The sequence below is a fragment of the Micromonospora chalcea genome (assembly GCF_028768405.1).
Taxonomy (GTDB): Bacteria; Actinomycetota; Actinomycetes; order Mycobacteriales; family Micromonosporaceae; genus Micromonospora; species Micromonospora chalcea.
The window spans coordinates 5,774,373-5,795,502 of record NZ_CP118233.1 but is presented as its reverse complement, the minus strand read 5'-3'; the positions used below and the strand labels follow the sequence as shown (position 1 = coordinate 5,795,502).

The following is a 21,130-nucleotide window of genomic DNA, read 5'->3' as shown; positions in this document are numbered from 1 at the left end:
CCTCGCTCGATGCCCCGTGTGCTCACTGGTTCGCCAGCTCCTTCATCTCCGTGATGGCCGGTACCGCCATCGGGTCCAGGCCGTGTGCCAGGGCGAGGTAGATCGAGGCGAAGTCGGGGACCGCCACCAGCGACGCGAGCCGCTCCAGCGCGGAGCCGCCCTCGGCGGTCACCACGTCGCAGCGCACCCCACGGCGCTCGGCGAGCGTCTGCACCGCGTCCGCGCGGCGCTCCTCGACCGCCAGCGGCTCGTCGGTGTCGTCGTCGGCGTTGAGCCCGCCGTCGCGCAGCAGCACCAGCCGCAGCCGGGTGCCGTCGGACTCGTCGTCGCCCGGGTCGGCGAAGATGTCCCGCTCGCCCTCGGCCAGGCCGCCGAACACGCCGTCGAGCAGGCCGACACGACCCCGCCCCGCCTCGCCCAGCGCGCCGGCGACCACCGGGTAGCGGGCATTGGCGGACAACGTGTCGCCGAAACGCCGGGCCGCGACGGTCGCCAGCGGAGACGAGCCCCAGACGATCGGGATCGAGCCGGACAGCCCCAGCGCCAGCGACTTCGCCGGGTTGACGAAGGACTCCGCGGTCGGCCGGCATCGATCGGCGTCCGCGTCGAGCCGGGCCGCCGTCTCCGCCAGGTCGGCCTCGTTGACCTTCACCAGCCCGAGGGTACGGGCGGCGAGCAGAACCGGCACGGTGAGCGCCCAGAGGCTGGCCCTCGCCGGCGCGCGCCGGGGCACCGGGATGAACGGCGCCCGGGCCCGCTCCGCCACCGACTGGAGTTGCGAGTCGGGCGCGCCCACCGCCACCAGCCGGGCGCCACGGCGGTGCGCCGCCTCGGCCGCGCCCAGCGCCTCGGGGCTGCGCCCGGACGCGCTCACCGCGATGACCACGTCCGCCGCACCCACCCAGCCCGGCACGCCGGCGCTGCGGTGCGGGATGACCGGCACCGGGCAGCGCGGCCCGGCGACAGTGGCCAGCACGTCACCGGTACGCCCGGCGGTGCCGATGCCGGCGATGACCACCGCGCGCGGCCGGCCGTCGTCGGCGAGCACTGACAGGTTGGCCTCGGCGGCCAGCGCCGCCGACTCACGCACCTGCGCGCCGGCGGACGCGGTGTGCCGGAGCATGCCGCCCGGGTCCCGCTCGGCCAGCAGCGCCGCGTCGTCGAGCAGGGCCTCATCGGCGTGCCGGTGACCGCTGACCCCGGCCGTACCCTCCATCACCGCGACGACCCGCCCCGCGCCTCGTCGGCCGCGGGTCCACCGCGCGCCTCGTCCAGCAGGAGCACCGGTACGTCGTCGCGGACCTCGAAGATGCGACCGCACTCGGTGCAGGTGAGCGTCTGCGCCTGCGCGTCGTAGTCGAGCGGGGCGTGATGCGTGTCCGGGCAGGCGAGGATCTCGAGCAACTGCGGGTCCAGGGCCACGGCGCGGCTCCTTCCACGTATGCGGTCTCACCGGTCGGCGGTGCCGATCGGCGCACGCGATCTTATCGGCCAACCGGCCCCGGCACCGGGCCCCGTTCGGCCCCGGTGTCCGGTCCTCCGGCCGGGCAGGTGGCGGCCACCGGGTCACGGCGTGACCACCCACCGTCACGGTAACCCCGGGAGCCGGTCGGGTTCGGCCTCAGTCCGGCAAGCGGGGCAGGAGGCTCGTCGCGTCCCCGCCCGCGGGCGCGGGCGGCGTCGACCCGGAGACGGGCGGGGTCGGACCGGACGAAGGCGCGCCGTACACGCTGCCCGCCGGACGGGGCGCCGGCGTGCCGCCGTACACCGTGGGGGCCGGCCCGGTGGCGCCGGAGCGGTAGGTGGTGGTGCTGCGTGGCAGCGGGACCGGCGGCTGGTCGGCGACCGGCCCGCCGCCGCTGCGGTCGGCGCGACTGCGGCGCAGCAGCAGGACGATGAGCGCGGCGCCGACGAGCACCAGCCCGATACCGAACCACATGATCATGGAACCTCCGAACGACGAGTCGTCGGCCGCGGCGGTGGCCGGGGCGACGGCAGCGGCGACCGGCGACGTGTCAGTCGCCTCGGCCGGTGTGGTCTCGCTCGCGCTGGGCGTCGGCGAGGGCTTACGGGACGGACTCGGGCTCGGCGTACGCGGCGCGCCCACCAGCCGGGCCGACCCACCGGCCCGGCCGAGCACGTCACCGTTCGCGGCGCTCGCCTCGCCCGCCAGTTCCAACCGCCCGCCGACGACGCCGGCCAGGAAGGACACCCGGTAGCGCACGGTGGCGCCCTTGCCCTTGCACAGCGGCCGGTCGACCGGCGCGACCTGGGCGGTGGCGACCGCGCCGTCACCACCGGAGACCGGCACCGGCGTCCAGCCGTCCCCGGCGGCCACCTGCACCCGCACCTGGTCCGCCCGAAGGCCCTCCAACCGGAGCCCGATCGCGGTACGCAGCTGCACGCAGCCGTCGGTGCGCTTGCGCACCTCGACAGTCACGCCACCCGGCGAACCCCCGGCGGTGAAGCTGCCCGCCGAGCGCAGCCCGACCCGGTCGTCCCGGGCCGACGCCGGCGACGCCGGGACGGCGATCAGGCCACCCAGCAGCGCGCCGACAATGGCCCACCGCGCCGCGTGCCGCCCCACCGACATCCCCACCTCACCGTTGCGTCCGGACCGGATCCGCCGGTCAGGTTACTACCGGGCCCGGAGGGCACCTTCGCATCGACCACGCCACATGTGTGCCGCGCCACGCGATCACCGCCGGTCCAGGTCACCGCCGGAGACGACGGCCGAGGCGAGCGCCCGGCGGCACAGTTGGTCGGCCGTCCGGGTCGTCTCCGGCAGCCGGTACCGGGGCGTCAGTGCCAGTACCCGTTCGACCGCGTTGTCCAACCCCATCCGGTGCCCGACGCTGACGAAGACCGGCCGGACGCCCTCCCGGGTACGCAGCACCCGCCCGACCACGTCGCCCTCGTCACACAGGTCGGCGCTGTCACCACGCTCGGGGCCCGGCCCGGTCCACGAGCCGACGAGCGGCGTCTTCCCCACGCCGATCGCGGGCAGCCCGGTCACCAGACCCAGATGGCAGGCCAGCCCGAACCGGCGCGGGTGCGCCAGCCCGTGCCCGTCGCACACCAGCAGCTCCGGGCGGACGGTCAGCCGGTCCAACGCGGCCAGCAGCGCCGGCATCTCCCGGAAGGCGAACAGCCCCGGCACGTACGGAAAGGCGGGCCGCCCCACGCACACCGCCTCGTCCACCACGGCGAGGCTGACTGCGTCCAGCACCGTGACGGCGGCGGCGAGCAAATCACCGTCCTGCGCGTACGCCACGTCCAGGCCGACCACCGTCGCGGGCGCGGCGGGACCGGGCCCCACCAGGTCCACCCGCGACCGCAGCTCCTCCTGTACGCGCCTCGCCTCCGTCGCGTCGGCGGGCGGCACGTACGGCACGGCCGGATCTTCGTCGACGGACATGGCGTGTCAGGAGGGGGTGGCGGCGATGGTGGGGTCGGCGGCGGGGTCACCGGCCTGCTGGAGCTGCTCCTCGAACATCACGAAGGTCCGCCGCCTGACTCCCCTGATCAACGCCTGCTCCTGGGGCGTCGGATACCGACGCTCCTCCCGTAGCGTGTCCTGGATTGCCCGAACGGTCTCGTAGAGAGCGAAGATCGGACCGTCACCACTCAGATAACGGCCCCGTTCATGCTCAGTGAGCTGAATGAACTCATCTCGCGATATCTCATTGATCTCGTCGCCGCCGACGAAAAGCACCTTGTCGATGAGATTGTTGGCCTCGCGCCAGCCTCCGGTGTCCTTGAACAGGATCCAGCCCGCTACGCCGCCGTCGGGGGTGGCTACAAGCTTCAGGGGAGAGTGGTAGTAGTCGAAGAACTTCGGCAGCTGCAAGCCCTCCACCTGCCTCATCGCGGTGATTCCTCCCCAAGACTCTCCTGCACCTTGCCCCAGTAGGCACTCTGCGCTCTCCGGAGAAGTCCATCACGTATAGCGCGTTCACCCTGCGTCAACGACCTGCCCTCGATCTCAGCCACCGCTTCCAGATCGCGTCGGATCTCGTACAGCGCATGCTCCCACTCTGCGACGTCGTCGAGCGACACCAGGTGCAGCCGAAGCTCTGCCACATGACCGTTCGGCATTCCGAGATTCAGCAGTATGTCTCGGTAACCGCTGGCCTGCGGCTTAAGGAAGCGGTCCTTTATGTGCAGGATCACGATCTCTGGATCGGCTTCAAGGCGTCCAAGCGCCTGGTAGACCGCGTCGAGGGTATGGAACTGCACTTTGGCCGCAGCCAAGTCCTTGAGCTGCGACGCGTCATACCCGTACTCAGCCTCCAGCTTGTCGAGAACCCGCTCCCGGCTCTTGGGCTCGCTTCTCCAGTCGGGCCTGCCCTCGTCCGCAGCGAGCTTGACGGCGAGTGTGTTCAACTGTTCCTGGGCGACCGCCGCATCTGCATAGAGCCGGTCGATGTATGCGAGGCGATACACCTCATCATGGCGTCGCGTCTCATCGAATCCGAGCTGCAGTGTCGACTGACTGCGCGCTGCTACCGAACTGGTGAGTTGACGCTGGGCTTGGCTGACAGGCGTCGAGTGGGGTTTCAGTGGCTCGGGCGCGATCACCGCCTCGGCCCCGCGGACGGCTATGTCGTTGATGACCTCGCCGAGTACGTCGATGGCCTGCTGGTGGCTGGCCAGGTGATGCAGGGTCAGCGGTCGCGCGGTCAGCGAGTTCGCGAGTTCCGGTGTGGCCAGGATCATCCGGACCAGGTCGGGCCGCTCGGCGAGCTGCCGTACCAGCGTCTCGGCCAGCAACTCCTCCCGTCGCGGCGGCGCCTCCCAGCTCTGGTCGAGCATCCGTTGCACGCGCGGGTCGGCGAACAGCCGGCTGAGGTCGGCCGCTGCGGCATCGTCCAGCCCGGGTGCGAGCCGCCGCAGCGTCGGCGCGTCGGCGGCCTGCGCCAGCTCCACGGGTGTCACCCCGGCGGCGAAGGCCGCGTCGAGGCTTCCGCTCTCGGCGAGCACGTCGCGTACGTAGAGCCCGCCGGCGATCCGGTCGGCGTGCGCCTGCCGGTGTTCCTCGCGTACCCGGTCGGGTTGCGGCTCGACGGGCGGCGCGCTGCCCGGCGGGGGTGCGTCCGCCCGGGTGTGGAAAGTGGTGGACTCGCCGAACAGGTGGACGTGATTGAAGTCCGGCGCGTTCCCGTCGTCGGCCGGCGGCGGCTCGGACAGGCGTGGCGGCGCCGGGCGGGGCAAGGGCTCGGGCAGGACGTTGAACGTGCCGGGCGGGCGGCCGGTGAGCGGCATCGGCCGTCCGTCAGGGCCGAGCACCAGCGCGTCGACGCCGACCACGTTGCCCTCGAACGGGCGACCGCTGTGGTGGTAGAGCGGCCGGTCGGCGACGGCGCCCGACTGCGGGTCGAGGAAGAGGACCGTGCCGTTCTGGTTCAACGCCACCCAGGCATGCGATCCGCCACCCTCGAAGCTGGTGATGAGGAAGGCGTAGCTGCCGTGGCCGCCCGACGCCAACTGCGCGTAGAGGTCGCGGTAGCCGCGATCCACCAGCCACTGGCGCTGCGGGCCGGTGATGCCGGGCCGGTCGACCGGGCACAGGTTCTGGAACCGGCCGCCAGTGGTCTGCTCGACCCGCAGCGGTCCGTCCGCCTCGCCGCCCACCGGGCGGAGCACGTCACCGCCGAGGTAGCCGTCGAACGTACGCGGAGCGGCGACCCGCGGCCGTCCGTGGACCCATGTCTCGAACAGCGACAGGGTGCAGTCGAGGCAGTTGATGCCCCGGGTCGCGTCCGCCGCCGGTCCGCCGTCGTTCGCCAGGCGGAACCATCCGCCACGCCGGGGATCGGCGGTACGCGCGACGCTGCCGTCCGGGTTGCGGGGCATCTGCCGTTCCAGGTCGGTCTGATGCAGTGCGAGCGGTGGCCGGAGCCCTCCCCGACGGCCGTAGGGCCGGGACCTGTCGATCGGTTCGGGGTGGCCGTGGCCGGTGAGCGCGGAATGGTCGGCCGTCTCGACCGCGCCGACGGCCAGGTCCGCCACGTCGTCGTTGATCCGGTAGAAGTCGAGGTCGTCCTCGACCATCACCTGCTCCGGCACGAGTCGCCCGGCGAGGACCTGCCGAGCCTCCTCGCGCAGGTCGGCCGCCTCGAGATCCGCCTCGTGCGCTTCGCGGTGCCATCGTTGCGCCGCCAGCGTCCGCCCGGTGCGACGCAGTTCCATCGCCTGCGCGGCCCAGTCGCTGGCCCGTTCCTCGTGATAGGCGGCACGCTCGTGCAGCCAGTCGGCCCTGGTCTGACGTCGGCGATCCTCGAACCACGTCCGCTGGGCCTGCAGGTAACCGTGGTAGCGGCGCCGGTCGAACGACTCCCGGTCGGCCGCGAGGCGCGCGGCGCGCTCCTGGATGGTCCGTAGGTCGGGAGGCGGCGGGTCGACCGGGCCGGGGTTGGGTGCCGGCGGATCGATGGCGGGCCGAGGCGGCGCCAGGGACTCCAGCAGCGGAAAGCGCGGGTTCGGCGTCGGGCGGGGGTCCGGCCCGAGCGGCCCCTGGGGTGAGGCGGACTGCGGCTGCGGCGGCGGGGCGCTCAACGGTGCGGGGTGCCCGACGTCGGGGGCAGTCCGGTCCGACGGTGGTGGCGCCGCCGACTGCGGGTGCTCCCCGATCGATGGGGACAGCGTGGCCGGTCCTGCTGCCGCCTGGACCGGAGTCGATGGCGGCGGCGAGTTGCTGCCGGGCACCAGGGGCGGGTAACCCGTGGCGGTTCGCGGGTCGACCTGCTCGGCAGGGAACGCGACGGGCACATCCGTGATCACCGAGGACAACGTGGGGCTGGAAGCGACCGATAGCCGCGTCAGGTCCGGTGGGGTGGCAGCGGCCACCGGCGGCGTCGCCGTCTCCGGCGCCGGACGCGGCGGGTCAACCGCCAGCGGGTGAGCGGCGGCAGCGTGCGGTGGGACGGGTGCGGGTGTCGGGGAGACCTGGCCCGCCACCGCTTCGCCGCCCTGGACGACCGGCTCGGCGACCCGCTGGGCCGGGATGAGCCCGACGGGGTCGCCGACGGGTGGCACGTCCAGCCCGACCGGCGGAACGGTCAGCCCGCTCAACTGCCCGTCGAGGCGGCGTTGCAGCGCGGAGTCGGTCTGGCCGGTGGCGGAGCCGGTCGCGCCGGACGCCGCGGCGCGCGCGAGATCCTCCAGCGACGGGCCGTGACCGGTGGCCAATCCGGCCGCGGTCTCGGCCAGAGTCTCCCCGGCCATCTCCCGGCCGAACCGCTCGCCGATCTCGGCGAACCGCCCGCTCGCATGACGGCCCAGACCCGCGAGCGGCGCGACCGCCCCACCGGCGAAGCCGCCGAGAGCCGACGTGCTCACGTCGGTCAGGTCCAGGCCGTCACGTCGGCCGGTGGTGTTCTGATACGCCTGCGTCGCGAGGTTGGTACCCGCTTCCTGACCGGCCTCCACCAGGCCGCCGAGCGCCGCCCGTCGGGCCAGTCCACGGGCACCGGCCTTCGCCGCCTCCTTCGCGGCCCGCTCACCCGCCTCCTTGAGCCCCTGCTTGACCGCCTTTCGGGCGAGCTGGGCCACCAGGCGCTTGAAGATCTGCTGGACGACGACCCTCGTCGCGGTGATCGCGGCGGCGGCCGCCGGGGAGGCGGCGCCCAGGGTGAGCACGGCGGCCACCGCCAGGGCCAGCAGTTCCACCACCAGGATGCCCAGCTCGATCCAGGCTTCGAGCTTCGCGCCCTCGATGTCGCAGCCGCAGGAGTCGACCAGCCGGCCCAACTCGTCGGTGGCCGCCACGAGGACGTGCAGCGGCGCATCCTCACCTTCGGCGAGCTTGTGCCAGGCCCTGTCGAACGCGCCGGCGACCAGGCCGACGCCGCCGTATCCGCTCTTCACCTCACCGGCGGCGGCGGTGGCGTCGTCGCGCGGACCGGTCAGGACGCCCGCGACGCCGTACCACTGGTCGGCCAGGTCCCAGACGGAGCGCTCGTTGCCCTCCGGCCACTCGACGCCCACGACCCAGTCGAGCGCTTCGTAGATCCAGCCGGGCACGTCCCACGGGCAGAAGTCGAGCGGGTGCGGGATCGGGCTGGGCAGCATGCTCACGCGCGGATCCTCCGGTGGTCAGCGCCAGGGCCGACGCGGGTTGTGGCCCTGCTGGGGGATCTTTCCGAGGTCACGGGCGTTGCTCAGGTCCGTCTCCACGGTGGCCGCGACCGAGCGGACGACGTCCGACCCGAGGACCTCCAGCGACCGGCCGAGTTGTTCCCACGCCCGCAGCAGCGTCTCGGCGTAGCCCTGGTAGTGCTTGTCGAAGGCGGCGCCGATGTCGTCGCGGCCCCAGGGTCGTTGGGCGCTCGCAGTCGCGATCGGGTCGCCTGTCTCCCGCCGGGCCGCGCTCATCGCCTTACCGGACAGGGTCAGGTCGGCGCCGCCGCGCCGGGCCCGGTCCGGGTCCAGCCAGATCTCTCCCCCGGCCACCTGTCACTCGCCGCGTGCCAGCACGGCGTCGGCCCGGCCGAGCAGCGCGCCGAAGTCATTGGTACGCAGGAACTCGACCGACGGTGATCCCGGGGGCAGATAGCCGGAGACCAGCTCACGGGTGGCGGTGACCGCGGCCGTGGAGGCGCGCAGCACGGTCTCGGTGATCTTCCGGCTCAGCCCTCCGGCATCCCGGTCCCGGAAGACGGCAGGGCTCACCTCGACGCTGATCAGCTCGCCTCGCGCGCCGACCACAGCGGTCACCTGACCGTCGTCGGAGCGTTCGGTGACCCGCAGCTCGGCCAGTTTGACCTGAAGTTCGTCCAGACCGGACCGCAACCGCTGGTACTGGCCGTACACCTCGTCGAATCGCGCGCGTAGTGCACGGTTCGCATCCCGGTCCGCACTCTCGGCCACCGCCGCACCCCTTCCGTCACCGTGGGTAGGCCCGACCATACCGGGTGCCACGAAATCCGTGGGGTCCGGTAATTTCAAGTGGTGATCGAGCGACAGCAGGCCGAGCAGATCGCCTCGGTATGGGCCCGGCGGGACTCCGACCGCCTCGGTTTTCCCTGCACGCCGGTGGTCGAGGAGTTCGACCTGGGCTACGTGGTGTTGTCCACTGTGTCCGCCGATGCCCGGGCGCTGCCCGGCGACCTGCCGACCACAGTCATCGACAAGGAGACCGGCGAGGTCTCCACCTGGCCGCGGATTCCGGCGCCGGCGGTCGAGGCGTTGTACCGGCAGCAGCGGCCCGATGAACCCCGTGCGCCGCGCGCCGTCGACCCGGCCGCCCAACTGCTGCGCGAGTTGACCCGGCTGCCCACGCCGGGCGCGGCGGCGCACCTCACGCTCGACGGCCGCCGGCACGTCGCGCAGGGTGCCAAAGGAGATGTCGAGGTCCGGCACCATCCGCTGGTCCGGTCCTATCTGGACGAGCTACCCCCGGGCCACCTGGTGCGGGGCGGTGAGCGGCACGCCGAGATGATCGTGGTCTCCGACGCGCTGTACGAGCACGACCACCGCCGGGCCGCCGAGGGTCTGCCGCCACTGACCATCGAGGACGCCCGCGACCTGCTCGGCACCAGCCGGATCGAGAGCTTCCGGGTGCGCGAGCCCGGTGACCCGGCGGGTGGTCCGGCCGACCTCCGCTGCGAGTCGTGCATCAGATTCCTCGTGCACGTCAACGTGCTTCCCTGGCCGGAACTGGCCTACGCCGAGGAATGGCAGTCCGAGCCACAGACACCCCCCGAGCCCGGCCGGTTTCCCACCGAGGTCGCGAACGCGCTGGTGATCGCCGGTTGGCGCCCGCACTTCGGCGACGAGGTCTCCGCCGCCACCTCGGTCCGTAAGGTCACCGAGGTCAGCGGCACCAAGCACACCCATGCCTCCTTCCCCGCCGCGCTGGCGACACTCACCGCCTTTCCCGGCCTGGTGACCGCGCGCCAGGGTCCGGGCGAAGCGGTGTGGATCTCGCGCTTCGAGATACGACCGCGAAAGGTGGCGCACAGCGCCGACTCTCTCGCCGACTTCGGCGCGGTCATCGGCGCGCGCCTCTTCCCGCTCGGCAGCGAACGTCAGGAGAGCATCCTCGCCATCGACGAGCACGGCCGGATCTTCGCCCTCGACCAGGCCGGCGAGTGGTTCCTCGGCGCCGATATCGACGCCGCCCTCACCACCCTGCTGCTCGGCCGTGCCCCCGCCCGGGTCCGCGACGACGGCACGTGGTGAGGCCGAGCGATCAGAGAGGCACGCCCGTCAGCACCATCACCCGCGGCTCGGTGTAGTCGTCCATGGCGCTGCGCAGCCCTTCCCGCCCGACGCCGGAGCCCTTCATCCCGCCGTACGGCATCTGGTCGGCCCGGTACGACGGCACGTCCCCGACGATCACACCGCCCACTTCGAGCGTGCGGGCGGCGTCGAACGCCACGTCGAGCCGGTGGGTGAAGACGCCGGCCTGCAGGCCGTACGCGGAGTCGTTGACGGCGGCGAACGCGGCCCGGTCGTCCGCGACCGGGGCGACCACCAGCACCGGTCCGAACACCTCCTCGGCGCACACCTTCGCGTCGGCGGGTACGCCGCTGAGCACTGTGGGCGGATAGGTCGCGCCGTCGCGCCGCCCGCCGACCTCGACGACGGCGCCGGCGGCGACCGCCTCGTCCACCCAGGTCTCGACGCGCTGCGCCGCCTCGACCGACACCAGCGGGCCGACGTCGGTCAGCTCGGCGCGCGGGTCGCCGGTACGCAGCGCCTGTACCGCCGCGACGAGCCGGGGCAGGAAGCCGTCGTATAGCCGTTCGTGCACGTAGACGCGCTGCACCGCGATGCAGGACTGCCCGGCCTGGTAGTTGGAGAACGTGGCGATGCGCTGTGCGGCGAACGTCAGGTCGTCGTCCGCCGACCAGTCCGCGCAGATGACCGCTGCGGCGTTGCCACCGAGTTCCAGCGTGACGTGCTTGTCCGGGGCGGCCCGGCGGATGGCCGCGCCGACCGGCCCGGAGCCGGTGAACGACACGACCGGCAGGCGCGGGTCGGCGACCAGTTCGGCGGCGCGCTCGTTCGGTAGCGGCAGCACCGAGAACATGCCCTCGGGCAGGTCGGTCTCGGCCAGGATCTCGCCGAGCAGCAGCGCGGTGAGCGGGGTGGCCGGGGCCGGCTTGACCACGATCGGCGTACCGACGGCGAGCGCCGGGGCGACCTTGTGGGCGACCAGGTTGAGCGGGAAGTTGAACGGCGTGATGCCGAGGACCGGGCCGCGCGGAACCCGCCGGACCAGGGCGATCCGGCCGGTGGCGGCGGGGTCGGTGTCGAGTCGTTGCAGGTCGCCGGAGAAGCGGCGGGCCTCCTCGGCGGCCCAGCGGAACGTGGAGACCGCGCGCCCCACCTCGGCCTTGGCCCATTTGACCGGCTTGCCGTTCTCGGCGGTGATCAGCGCGGCGACCTCGTGGGCCCGCTCGGCGAGCCGGCGGGAGACGTGGTCCAGGGCCGCCGCGCGGGCGTGCGCGGGCAGGGCCGCGGCCTCCGCCGCTACCCGGGCGGCCCCCGCGACTGCGGCTTCGACCTGGTCGGCCGTGGCGAGCGTGGTACGCCCCACCGGCTGCCCGTCGTACGGGTGGGTGACTGTCAGCTCGTCCTCGCCGTGGGCGGGGCGACCGGCGACGTAGAAGGCTCTCGGCTCCACGACCGGCAGCCTAGACCACAGGCGCTCACGCGGAAACAGTTGCTCAAACCCTTGTCTGCCTCGGATTTAGTAGCCAAGATGGCAGTCAGATTGCGATAACCTCCGCTGACCCTCTCCCCGGCCACCTTCACGGAGACTTCTGATGAGCGACCAGCAGCAGCTGCGCAACTTCGTCAACGGCGAGTACGTCGACCCGGTGGACGGCGGCTACGCCGACCTGATCGACCCGTGCACCGGCGAGGTCTTCGCCCAGGCCCCGGTCTCCGGCGCGGCGGACGTGGACGCGGCGATGAAGGCCGCCTCCGCCGCGTTCGAGACCTGGCGCGACACCACCCCGGCCGAGCGGCAGCGGGCGCTGCTGAAGTTCGCCGACGCGGTGGAGGCGCGGGCCGCCGAGCTGGTCGACGCCGAGGTCCGCAACACCGGCAAGCCCCGGCAGCTCACCACCGAGGAGGAGCTGCCGCCGGCGGTGGACGAGCTGCGCTTCTTCGCCGGCGCCGCGCGTCTGCTGGAGGGCCGCTCGGCCGGTGAGTACATGGCCGGGCACACCTCGTACGTGCGGCGCGAGCCGATCGGCGTATGCGCCCAGGTGACGCCGTGGAACTACCCGCTGATGATGGCGGTCTGGAAGATCGCCCCGGCGCTGGCGGCGGGTAACGCGGTGGTGCTGAAGCCGTCGGACACCACGCCGGTGTCGACGCTGCTGCTGGCCGAGATCGCCGCCGAGCACCTGCCCCCGGGTGTCTTCAACGTGGTCTGCGGCGACCGCGACACCGGCCGTACGCTGGTCTCCCACCCGACCCCGCAGCTCGTGTCGATCACCGGCTCGACCCGCGCGGGCATGGAGGTCGCCGCCGCGGCGGCGCCGGACCTGAAGCGGACGCACCTGGAGCTGGGCGGCAAGGCCCCGGTGGTGATCTTCGACGACGCCGACGTGGCGGCAGCGGCCGAGGCGATCGCGATGGGCGGCTACTTCAACGCCGGTCAGGACTGCACGGCGGCCACCCGGGTGCTGACCGGGCCGGGCATCCACGAGGACTTCGTGGCCGCGCTGACCGAGCAGGCCCGCAACACCCGTACCGGCGGGCCGGACGACGCCGACGTGCTCTACGGCCCGCTGAACAACGCCAACCAGCTCGCCCGGGTGAGCGGTTTCGTGGACCGCCTGCCGGACCACGCGAACGTCACCACCGGCGGCGCCCGGGTCGGCGAGCGCGGCTTCTTCTACGCCCCGACCGTGGTCTCCGGCGTACGCCAGGCCGACGAGATCATCCAGGACGAGGTGTTCGGGCCGGTCATCACCGTGCAGCGTTTCTCCGACGAGGACGAGGCGGTGCGCTGGGCCAACGGCGTGGACTACGGCCTGTCCGCCTCGGTGTGGACGCGCGACCACGGCCGGGCCATGCGGATGACGCGGCGGCTGGACTTCGGCTGCGTCTGGGTGAACACGCACATCCCGTTCGTCTCGGAGATGCCGCACGGCGGCTTCAAGCACTCCGGCCACGGCAAGGACCTGTCGGTCTACAGCCTGGAGGACTACACCCGGGTCAAGCACGTCATGCACAACATCGAGGGCTGATCGCGATGGCCACCAGCGAGGAGCTGCACAAGCGCCGGGTCGAGGCGGTGGCGCGGGGCGTCGGCAGCACCATTCCCGCGTACGTGGACCGGGCGGGCGGCGGCACGATCACCGACGTGGACGGGCGGGAGTGGATCGACTTCGCCGCCGGCATCGCCGTCACCAACGTGGGCAACTCCGCGCCGCGTGTGGTCGAGGCGGTACGCGCGCAGGTCGAGCGGTTCACCCACACCTGCTTCATGGTCGCGCCGTACGAGTCGTACGTGGCGGTCTGCGAGCAGCTCAACGCGCTGACCCCGGGTGGTTTCGGGAAGCGCTCGGCGTTGTTCAACTCCGGCGCCGAGGCGGTGGAGAACGCGGTGAAGATCGCCCGGCACGCGACCGGGCGGCCGGCGGTGGTGGTGTTCGACCACGCGTACCACGGCCGGACCAACCTGACCATGGCGCTGACCGCGAAGAACATGCCGTACAAGCACCGGTTCGGGCCGTTCGCCGGTGAGGTCTACCGGGTGCCGATGTCGTACCCGCTGCGCGACGGCGGGCTGGACGGCGCCATCGCGGCGGCCCGGTCGATCGAGATGATCGAGAAGCAGGTGGGCGCGGAGAACGTGGCCGCGCTGCTGATCGAGCCGATCCAGGGCGAGGGCGGTTTCGTCGTACCCGCTGAGGGTTTCCTGCCGGCGCTGCGCGAGTGGGCGACGGCGGCCGGGGTGGTCTTCGTCGCCGACGAGATCCAGACGGGTTTCTGCCGCACCGGCGACTGGTTCGCCTGTGAGCACGAGGGCGTCGAGCCGGACCTGATCACGCTGGCCAAGGGCATCGCGGGCGGGCTGCCGCTGGCGGCGGTGACCGGCCGGGCGGAGCTGATGGACGCGGTGCACGTCGGCGGTCTGGGCGGCACGTACGGCGGCAACCCGATCGCCTGCGCCGCCGCGCTCGCGTCGATCGAGACGATGCGGGAGCTGGACCTGGCCGCCGCCGCGCGCCGGATCGGCGCGGTGATGGGTGAGCGGCTGCGCGCGATCGCCGCCGGTGACCCGCGCGTGGCCGAGGTACGCGGCCGGGGCGCGATGCTCGCCGTGGAGATCGTCGTACCGGGCACGTCGACCCCTGACCCGGCCGCCACGGCGGCGATCTCGGCGGCCTGCCACGCGGCCGGGCTGCTCACGCTGACCTGCGGCACCTACGGCAACGTGCTGCGGTTCCTGCCGCCGCTGGTCATCTCCGACGACGAGCTGGGCCGAGGGCTGGACATCCTGGCGGCCGCCTTCGGCTGACCCCCGACGTGGAACACCATGGGCCGATCATCCCCAGGACCGGCCCATGATGTCCCACCCCGGAATTCAGCGAATCAGCTCGACGGTGTTGCGCCGGACCAGGTTCTTGCCCGGTTCCCGGATGGCGTCCATGGCGGCGGTGTTGAGCAGCACGCAACTACCGGACGGCCCGGTGACAGTCACGGTCACCGCCTTGTTGTTGTCGAGGTTCGTCACCCGCAGCCGGGTGCCGAGCGGGAACTGACCGCTGGTGGCGGCCGGCGCCCCACCTTCGGCGAAGAACGTGAGCGCGCCGGAGCAGACGCTGCCGCCGATCGGCTGCGCGGCGCCGGGCCGGGTCTCGCCCGGCTGCGCGCCCGGGGCCGGAGCGGCGCCGCCGTCGAGGCGTTCCACCACGTTGCGGCGGATGACGTTCTTGCCCGGCTCGCGTACCAGGTCCATGGCGGCGGCGTTGAGCAGCACGCAACTACCGGACGGCCCGGTGACCGTCACCGTGGCCACCTTGCGGTTGTCGAGGTTCGTCACCCGCAGGCGTGTGCCCACCGGGAACCTGTCGCTCGTCGCGGCCGGCGGGCCGCTCTCGGCCGAGAAGGTCACCGACCCGGCGCAGGCCGACCGCCCGACCGGCGCGGTGTCCGCGAATCCCAGTCCGGTTCCCACCGAGACCGCCACCGTGGCGGTCACCGCCACGATTGCCGCCATCGCGTGCTTACGCTGCACCCTCACGTTCTCTCCCGTCGTCGCTGTCGTTCCCCGCGTGGTACGGACGGGAGGGCCGGAACGTTCACCTGAGCCGACGGGCTACAACGGACCGTAACGGGTGTGCGGCGCCCCGGTCATCAGCGCCCAGTACCTGTCGCCGTAGGACCAGTGCCACCACTCCGTCGGGTAGTTCACCATCCCCGCGCCGCTCAACGCCGCCACCAGCACGTTCCGGTTGCGCCACGCGCTCACCGGGATGTGCCGGGCCGCGGTGAAGCAGGCGTCGGCGCTCTCCTCGGGGGTGGCGTCGAGCGCCGTGCCCATGTCCAACTCCACCCCATCGGCGTCACACAGCGTGAGGTCAACTGCTCCGCCGGTGCTGTGCGGGGCCACCTCGACCGGCGACACGAACTTGGTGGTCTCCCGGTGCAGCCGGTCCGCCGGCCAGTCCGGGTGCCGCCGCCGCAGCTCGTCCCGGTAGCCGGTGAAGATGTCGAGCTGCGCCCGGTATGGCCGGTAGCCCTCGACCACGAGCAGGCGCAGCCCGGCCGGCAGCGCGCGCTGCGCGGCCAGCAGGCGGTCCGCGACACCGCGCCGCACCCGCGCGTACGCCCCGGCGGGGTCGGCGGCCCGCGCGTCCACCAGCAGCCCGGGCACCTCGCGCAGGTCAACCAGGGGTTCGCCGTCGTCCCGGCTGGACACGGCGGCGACGCGGGGGTCGGAGAGGAGGATCACGGCGTACCCCCGGGGTGTGCGGTGGACGGCCGGGCCGCGTGCCGGGCGAAGGCGAGCGCGACCAGCCGGTCCACCACCTCGGGGTACGCGACGCCGGACTCGGCCCACACCTTCGGGTACATCGAGTGCGCGGTGAAGCCGGGCAGCGTATTCAGCTCGTTGACGTAAAGGTCGCCGGTGGTCTCGTCGTAGAGGAAGTCGACCCGGGCCAGGCCCCAGCCGCCGATCGCGGTGAACGCCCGTACCGACAGCTCGCGGATCCGCTCGGTGACCTCGTCCGGCAGCGGGGCCGGGACGATCATCGGGTCGGCGTCGCCGAAGTACTTCTGCCGGTAGTCGAACCAGCCGCCCGCGACCCGGACCTCGCCGACCGCAGACGCCTCGGGCTGCCAGCCGCCGAGCACGCCGCACTCCAGTTCCCGGCCGGTCACGCCCTGCTCGACCAGCACCACGTGGTCGTGCCGGAACGCCTCCTCCACGGCCGCGACCAGGTCGTCGCCGCCTGCGACCCGGGAGATGCCGATCGAGGAGCCCATCCGGGCCGGCTTGACGAACAGCGGCCCGCGCAGCCCGACCACCAGCTTCTCCGGGTCCGCCGCGGCCCGCCAGGTCGGCTCGTCGAACCAGACGTACGGCGTCGTCGGCACGTCCTCGGCGCGCAGCGCCCGCTTCATCGCCACCTTGTCCATGCCGACGGCGGAGGCGAGGATGCCGCACCCGACGTACGGCACGCCGAGTGATTCCAGCAGCCCCTGCACCACGCCGTCCTCGCCGTACGGGCCGTGCAGCACCGGGAACACCACGTCCAGTTCGGCGTGCACAGTGGCCGGGGAGTCGGCGGCGGTGACCGCGACCGTGCCGGCGGCTGCCCCGCGTCGCAGCTCCACCGCCGGGCCGGTGACCGGCAGCCGGTCGTCGATCGCCCGTCTGGCCGCCACCGTGCCGAGGTGCTGCGCGAGCACCGGCTCCGGCAGCAGCCGGATTCCGCCGGTACGGGTGAGGCCGAGCGCCACCACCCGGTGCCCCTGCCCGGCCAGGGCCCGGGCCACGCCCAGCGCCGAGGCGCAGGAGACCTCGTGTTCCGCCGACGGGCCTCCGAACAGGACACCGATCCGCACTGTCGACCTCATGCCGCCACTCCCACAGTCATCGGGTCGCCCGCCAACCGGGCCACCAGGTCCGCTTCCACGTTTCCGCCGGTCAGCACCACGCCGACCGTCCGCCGCGTCCCGGCGCCCGAGCTGCCGGGACCGCTCACCTCGTCCAGCCGCAGCGCGCCGGCCAGCGCGGCCGCGCCGGACGGCTCGACCAGCACCTTCAGGTCCAGCAGGAGCAGCCGGAACGCCTCGACGATCGCGTCGTCGTCGACCCGGACCACGCCCCGCACACCGGTGCGGGCCACCGCGAACGGCAGGTCGCCGACGCACCCGGGGCGCAGCCCGTCGGCGAGGCTCGGCGCCGGGGCGACGGGTGTGGGCCGTCCGGCGGCCAGGCTGCGGGCCAGCGAGTCGCACCCGACCGGCTCCACGCCGTACACCTGGATCGGCGTTCCGGCCGCCGCCAGGCAGGCACCGGCGATGCCGCCGCCCCCGCCCACCGGCACCACCAGCGCATCCAGCGGTGTGCCGCGCCGCGCCGCCTCCTCGATCAGCTCCAGGCTCGCGCTGCCCTGCCCGGCCACCACATCCGGGTGGTCGTACGCGTCAACGAGCGGGTGGCCCTCCACCTCGGCGATCCGCCGGGCGACGGCGAGGCGCTCCTCGACCGTCGTGCCGGCCCGGACCACCCGGGCCCCGGCGGCACGCGCCCGGTCCACCTTGACCGGCGCGGCGTCCACCGGCAGCACGACAGTGGCGGCCAGCCCGTGCCGGCGCGCGGCCAGCGCCACCGCGACGGCGTGGTTGCCGGTGCTCTGCGCGACCACGCCGGTGTGCCCGGCGGCGGCGAGCCGGCCCACCGCCAGCATCGCGCCGCGCATCTTGTACGAGCCCCCGTCCTGGAGGTTCTCCGCCTTGAGCAGGATCCGGGCGCCGGCCAGGCGGTCGATCACCGGGCTGTGCAGCACCGGGGTACGCACCACCCGGCCGGACAGTGCGCGGGCGGCCTCCTCGACATGTATGCGGTCCGGCAGCGCCGGCCCGTCGATTCGGGGCATGGTCTCTCCTTCGGGATTCGAGTGGACGCGGCGGCGCGGCAGGTCGAACAGCCAGCGCGCGCCGAGCGTGGTGAGGCCGCGGTGCGCGGCGAGGCTGAGCGCCAGCACGAGCGCGGTGAGCACGACCGGGTAGACGGTCACCAGCAGCGCCCGGGCGGGTCCGCCCAGACCGGCCACCGGCGCGGCGAGGAGCCGGTCGAGCAGCGCCAGCACCGGCATGTGGATCACGTAGACACCAAGCGTGCGGCGGCCCAGCCGGGCCAGCGCCGGACCGGCCAGGCGGTGCCGGGCCAGCCGGGCGGCGGCGGTCAGCCCGAACGCCACAGCGAGCACGGAGACGAGCAGGTACGCGCCGGGCCAGCTCTGCACGCCGGCCAGGCCCATGGCGGCCAGCCCGATCGCGTACGCCGCGCCGGTGCCGGCGAGCCGCCGGGTGCTCGCGCCGTCCGCCCACCGCGTGAGGTACGGCTTCAGGCGCACCCCGGCCAGGAAGAACACCAGGTTCTGGTAGACCTGCCCCCGGTTGCCGGGGCTGTCCAGCAGCCCGGTGGCCGCCACCGCGGACAGCGCGCCCGCGGCGGTCAGCAGTACCGCCGGGTGGACCCGGCGCAGCGCCTTGGCGAGCACGAAGTAGAGCGCCAGCGCGTACAGGTACCACAGGTTCGAGGGCGTCACGGTGAGCTGGGCCAGCAGCTCACCCGGGTCGGTGGCCCGGTCGGTCGGGAAGCCGGGCGCCAGCGCCAGCAGCGCGGTGTGGATCAGCAGCCAGATCGCGTACAGGTAGAGGTTCCGCGTGATCCGGGGCCGTCCGGACACCCGCCACGGGCGGGCCACCGCGTTCGCCGCGAAGATGCCGGAGATCGCGAAGAACAACGGCATCCGCAGCGGCAGCAGCTGCTCGCCGAGCAGCCCCCACGCGCCCGGCACCGGCAGGCCGGCCCGCCAGTCGATGCGCAGGTAGTCCTTGACGACGACGTGCCAGAGCACCACGAGCACGATGCAGGCGCCCTTCGCCACGTCGGCCCAGGCCACCCGGTCACCGGGTGGTGCGCTCCCCTCGGTACGCGTCGGCACTGCGGTCTCCTCTCCGGCCCTCTCCAAGGCAGGCGGCGGTGCCGCCGGTCCGGTCCTCGGGCAGGTGTCATCGCGGGATGCCGCGACGGCGGCTCCCGGAGTCGTATGTGGGGTGGTCAGCCCACGTGGGGCAGGTGGACGTCGACCCGCAGGCCGCCGTCGTCACCTGGGCGGGCGGCGATGATGCCGCCGTGCGCCTGGGTGATGGAGCGGGCGATGGCCAGGCCGAGCCCGGCGCCGCCGCCCTGGTTGGTCCGGTCCCGGGCGAGGCGCCGGAACGGTTCGAACAGCCCGTCGACCGCTTCGGCGGGCACGGCCTGCCCGCTGTTGGTGACGGTCAGCGCGGGATCGCCGCCGACGGTGACGACGAGCCGCCCGCCCGGGCGGTTGTACTTGATGCCGTTCTCCACCAGGTTGGTGACCAGCCGTTCCAGCAGCACCCGCTCGCCGGTCACGATCCGGGGCGACAGCCGGGTCTCGACCGTCACGCCGGCCTCGGCGGCCCGGTCGGCGTACGCGGCCAGCACGCCGCTGACGATCTGTTCGAGGCGTTGCGGGGTGGAGGACCGCAGGCCCTGGTCGCTCTCGCTGAGCGCCAGCAGCCCTTCGATGAGCCGTTCGTTGCGTTCGTTCGTGGCGAGCAGTTGCGCGGTCAGCAGCTCCAGTTGCTCACCGGTGAGCGACTGCGCCATGCCGACCTCGATCAGCGTGCGTTGCACCGCGAGCGGCGTACGCAGCTCGTGGGAGGCGTTCGCGGCGAACCGCCGCTGCCCCTCGTACCCGGCGGTGACCCGGTCCAGCATCGCGTCGATCGCGCGGGCGAGCCCGGCCAGCTCGTCCCGGCCGCGATGCCGGATGCGGTAACCGAGGTTCTGCGGGCCCAGGTTCGCCATCGGGGCGGCCAGGTCGCGCACCGGGCGCAGGCACCAGCGGGCCGCTCCCCACACCGCGAATCCGGCGGCCACCAGCACCAGCAGTTGGACCAGCAGCGGCAACAGCGGGACGAACGGGCGGCCCGGCTCGCACACCGCGCCGATGGTGGCCAGGCCGCAGAACCACTGGGCCTGCCCCCACACCAGTTCGAGCAGCGACTTGACCATGTTGGGCACGAAGAACCCGGCGAGCAGGGCGAGCAGCCCGACCAGCAGGATGCGGCGACGGGGGCTCATTCCGGCTCGCCGATCCGGTAGCCGGCCTTCGGCACGGTGTGGACGACCGACGGCTGGCCGAGCTTCTTGCGCAGGGTCATCACCGTCACCCGGACCGCGTTGGTGAACGGGTCGGCGAACTCGTCCCACGCCTGTTCCAGCAGCTCCTCGGCGCTGACCACCCGGCCGCCGGCCCGCATCAGCACGTGCAGGACGGCGAACTCCTTCGGGCTCAGCCCGAGCGGGCGGCCGTCCCGGGTAGCGGTGTGCCGGGCCACGTCGAGCACCACGCCGTGCCGTTCCAGCACCGGCGGCAGCGCCGGCGTGGACCGGCGGCCCAGCGCCTGGACCCGCGCCACCAGCTCGGCGAACGCGAACGGCTTGGTCAGGTAGTCGTCGGCGCCCAGCCCGAGGCCGGCGACCCGGTCCCGGATGCCCGCGGCTGCGGTCAGCAGCAGCACCCGGGTGCCGGCGTCGGACCCGGCCAGGCTCCGGCACACCTCGTCGCCGGTGGCGCCGGGCATGTCCCGGTCCAGCACCGCCACGTCGTACCGGTTGACCCCGATCCGTTCCAGCGCGCCGTCGCCGTCGTAGCAGACGTCGACAGCCATGGAGAACCGTCGCAGCCCCTCGGCGACCGTGTCCGCCAAGAGCCGCTCGTCGTCCGCCACCAGCACCCGCACCTTGCGCTCCCCGTGTCTTCCCTCGTCGTCCGGCACACCTTCGCAGGCCGGAGTTAAGGGTTCTGTAAGCGTCCGCAGCAGCCATCCTCCACGCGGGCCACGCTGCGACAACCGGCGTACGGCCGTCTGGGCCGTTCGTCCG

18 protein-coding genes are annotated in these 21,130 nt (G+C 73.3%); 3 read left to right on the top strand and 15 right to left on the bottom strand.

All coding sequences use genetic code 11. The annotated features are described in order from the left end of the window. Positions 1-22: 22 nt before the first annotated feature. The 8 genes from PVK74_RS26235 to PVK74_RS26200 all read right to left on the bottom strand — a co-directional run bounded on the left by PVK74_RS26235 (position 23) and on the right by PVK74_RS26200 (position 8,871). A complete protein-coding gene (locus tag PVK74_RS26235) occupies positions 23-1,219 on the bottom strand; it encodes an SIS domain-containing protein (protein ID WP_043326408.1) in 1,197 nt (398 codons plus the stop codon). Continuing rightward, complete coding sequence (locus PVK74_RS26230; RefSeq protein ID WP_030501390.1) at positions 1,216-1,422, bottom strand: Trm112 family protein; 207 nt, start codon at positions 1,420-1,422, stop codon at positions 1,216-1,218. Before PVK74_RS26230 ends, PVK74_RS26235 begins: the two co-directional genes overlap by 4 nt. A 199-nt stretch (positions 1,423-1,621) precedes the next feature. Then, positions 1,622-2,593: a hypothetical protein gene (locus PVK74_RS26225; RefSeq protein ID WP_113971974.1), complete on the bottom strand. Its 972-nt coding sequence runs from the start codon at positions 2,591-2,593 to the stop codon at positions 1,622-1,624. Between the two features lie 105 nt (positions 2,594-2,698). Beyond that, entirely contained in the window at positions 2,699-3,418 is a 720-nt protein-coding gene (gene nfi, locus PVK74_RS26220; protein ID WP_274477447.1) for a deoxyribonuclease V, read from the bottom strand. 6 nt (positions 3,419-3,424) lie between these two features. After that, complete coding sequence (locus tag PVK74_RS26215; protein WP_104113178.1) at positions 3,425-3,868, bottom strand: hypothetical protein; 444 nt, start codon at positions 3,866-3,868, stop codon at positions 3,425-3,427. Then, a complete protein-coding gene (locus tag PVK74_RS26210) occupies positions 3,865-8,073 on the bottom strand; it encodes a toxin glutamine deamidase domain-containing protein (protein ID WP_274479324.1) in 4,209 nt (1,402 codons plus the stop codon). The genes PVK74_RS26215 and PVK74_RS26210 overlap by 4 nt, the downstream gene beginning before the upstream one ends. Before the next feature lie 24 nt (positions 8,074-8,097). Further along, a complete protein-coding gene (locus PVK74_RS26205; RefSeq protein WP_043326416.1) occupies positions 8,098-8,454 on the bottom strand; it encodes a hypothetical protein in 357 nt (118 codons plus the stop codon). Between the two features lie 3 nt (positions 8,455-8,457). Further along, positions 8,458-8,871: a YbaB/EbfC family nucleoid-associated protein gene (locus PVK74_RS26200; RefSeq protein WP_043326418.1), complete on the bottom strand. Its 414-nt coding sequence runs from the start codon at positions 8,869-8,871 to the stop codon at positions 8,458-8,460. Between the two features lie 78 nt (positions 8,872-8,949). On the opposite strand from PVK74_RS26200, the gene PVK74_RS26195 reads away from it, so the two are divergent. Continuing rightward, entirely contained in the window at positions 8,950-10,185 is a 1,236-nt protein-coding gene (locus tag PVK74_RS26195; protein ID WP_393098022.1) for an SUKH-3 domain-containing protein, read from the top strand. Positions 10,186-10,195: 10 nt separating this feature from the next. Here PVK74_RS26195 and PVK74_RS26190 read toward each other — a convergent pair whose 3' ends face one another. Next, positions 10,196-11,635, bottom strand: a complete 1,440-nt coding sequence (locus PVK74_RS26190) for an aldehyde dehydrogenase family protein (protein ID WP_274477445.1) — start codon at positions 11,633-11,635, stop codon at positions 10,196-10,198. 142 nt (positions 11,636-11,777) lie between these two features. On the opposite strand from PVK74_RS26190, the gene PVK74_RS26185 reads away from it, so the two are divergent. Together PVK74_RS26185 and gabT are read left to right on the top strand one after the other, a co-directional pair. Then, a complete protein-coding gene (locus PVK74_RS26185; protein WP_030501380.1) occupies positions 11,778-13,214 on the top strand; it encodes a gamma-aminobutyraldehyde dehydrogenase in 1,437 nt (478 codons plus the stop codon). A 5-nt stretch (positions 13,215-13,219) separates the two neighbouring features. Continuing rightward, positions 13,220-14,491 (top strand): 4-aminobutyrate--2-oxoglutarate transaminase, encoded by a 1,272-nt coding sequence (gene gabT, locus PVK74_RS26180; RefSeq protein WP_113971980.1) that lies wholly within the window; start codon positions 13,220-13,222, stop codon positions 14,489-14,491. 66 nt (positions 14,492-14,557) lie between these two features. On the opposite strand, the gene PVK74_RS26175 is transcribed toward gabT, so the two are convergent. The 6 genes from PVK74_RS26175 to PVK74_RS26150 all read right to left on the bottom strand — a co-directional run bounded on the left by PVK74_RS26175 (position 14,558) and on the right by PVK74_RS26150 (position 20,988). Continuing rightward, positions 14,558-15,217, bottom strand: a complete 660-nt coding sequence (locus tag PVK74_RS26175) for an RlpA-like double-psi beta-barrel domain-containing protein (RefSeq protein ID WP_064447721.1) — start codon at positions 15,215-15,217, stop codon at positions 14,558-14,560. 75 nt (positions 15,218-15,292) lie between these two features. Then, positions 15,293-15,928: a M15 family metallopeptidase gene (locus PVK74_RS26170; RefSeq protein WP_104113171.1), complete on the bottom strand. Its 636-nt coding sequence runs from the start codon at positions 15,926-15,928 to the stop codon at positions 15,293-15,295. Continuing rightward, on the bottom strand, positions 15,925-17,058 hold the full coding sequence (locus tag PVK74_RS26165; protein WP_274477444.1) for a D-alanine--D-alanine ligase family protein: 1,134 nt from the start codon (positions 17,056-17,058) through the stop codon (positions 15,925-15,927). The genes PVK74_RS26170 and PVK74_RS26165 overlap by 4 nt, the downstream gene beginning before the upstream one ends. Continuing rightward, positions 17,055-19,157 (bottom strand): pyridoxal-phosphate dependent enzyme, encoded by a 2,103-nt coding sequence (locus PVK74_RS26160; RefSeq protein WP_274477443.1) that lies wholly within the window; start codon positions 19,155-19,157, stop codon positions 17,055-17,057. Before PVK74_RS26160 ends, PVK74_RS26165 begins: the two co-directional genes overlap by 4 nt. A gap of 116 nt (positions 19,158-19,273) precedes the next feature. Continuing rightward, a complete protein-coding gene (locus PVK74_RS26155) occupies positions 19,274-20,326 on the bottom strand; it encodes a sensor histidine kinase (protein WP_043326434.1) in 1,053 nt (350 codons plus the stop codon). Continuing rightward, positions 20,323-20,988 (bottom strand): response regulator transcription factor, encoded by a 666-nt coding sequence (locus PVK74_RS26150; RefSeq protein WP_043326436.1) that lies wholly within the window; start codon positions 20,986-20,988, stop codon positions 20,323-20,325. Before PVK74_RS26150 ends, PVK74_RS26155 begins: the two co-directional genes overlap by 4 nt. Between the last annotated feature and the right edge of the window lie 142 nt (positions 20,989-21,130).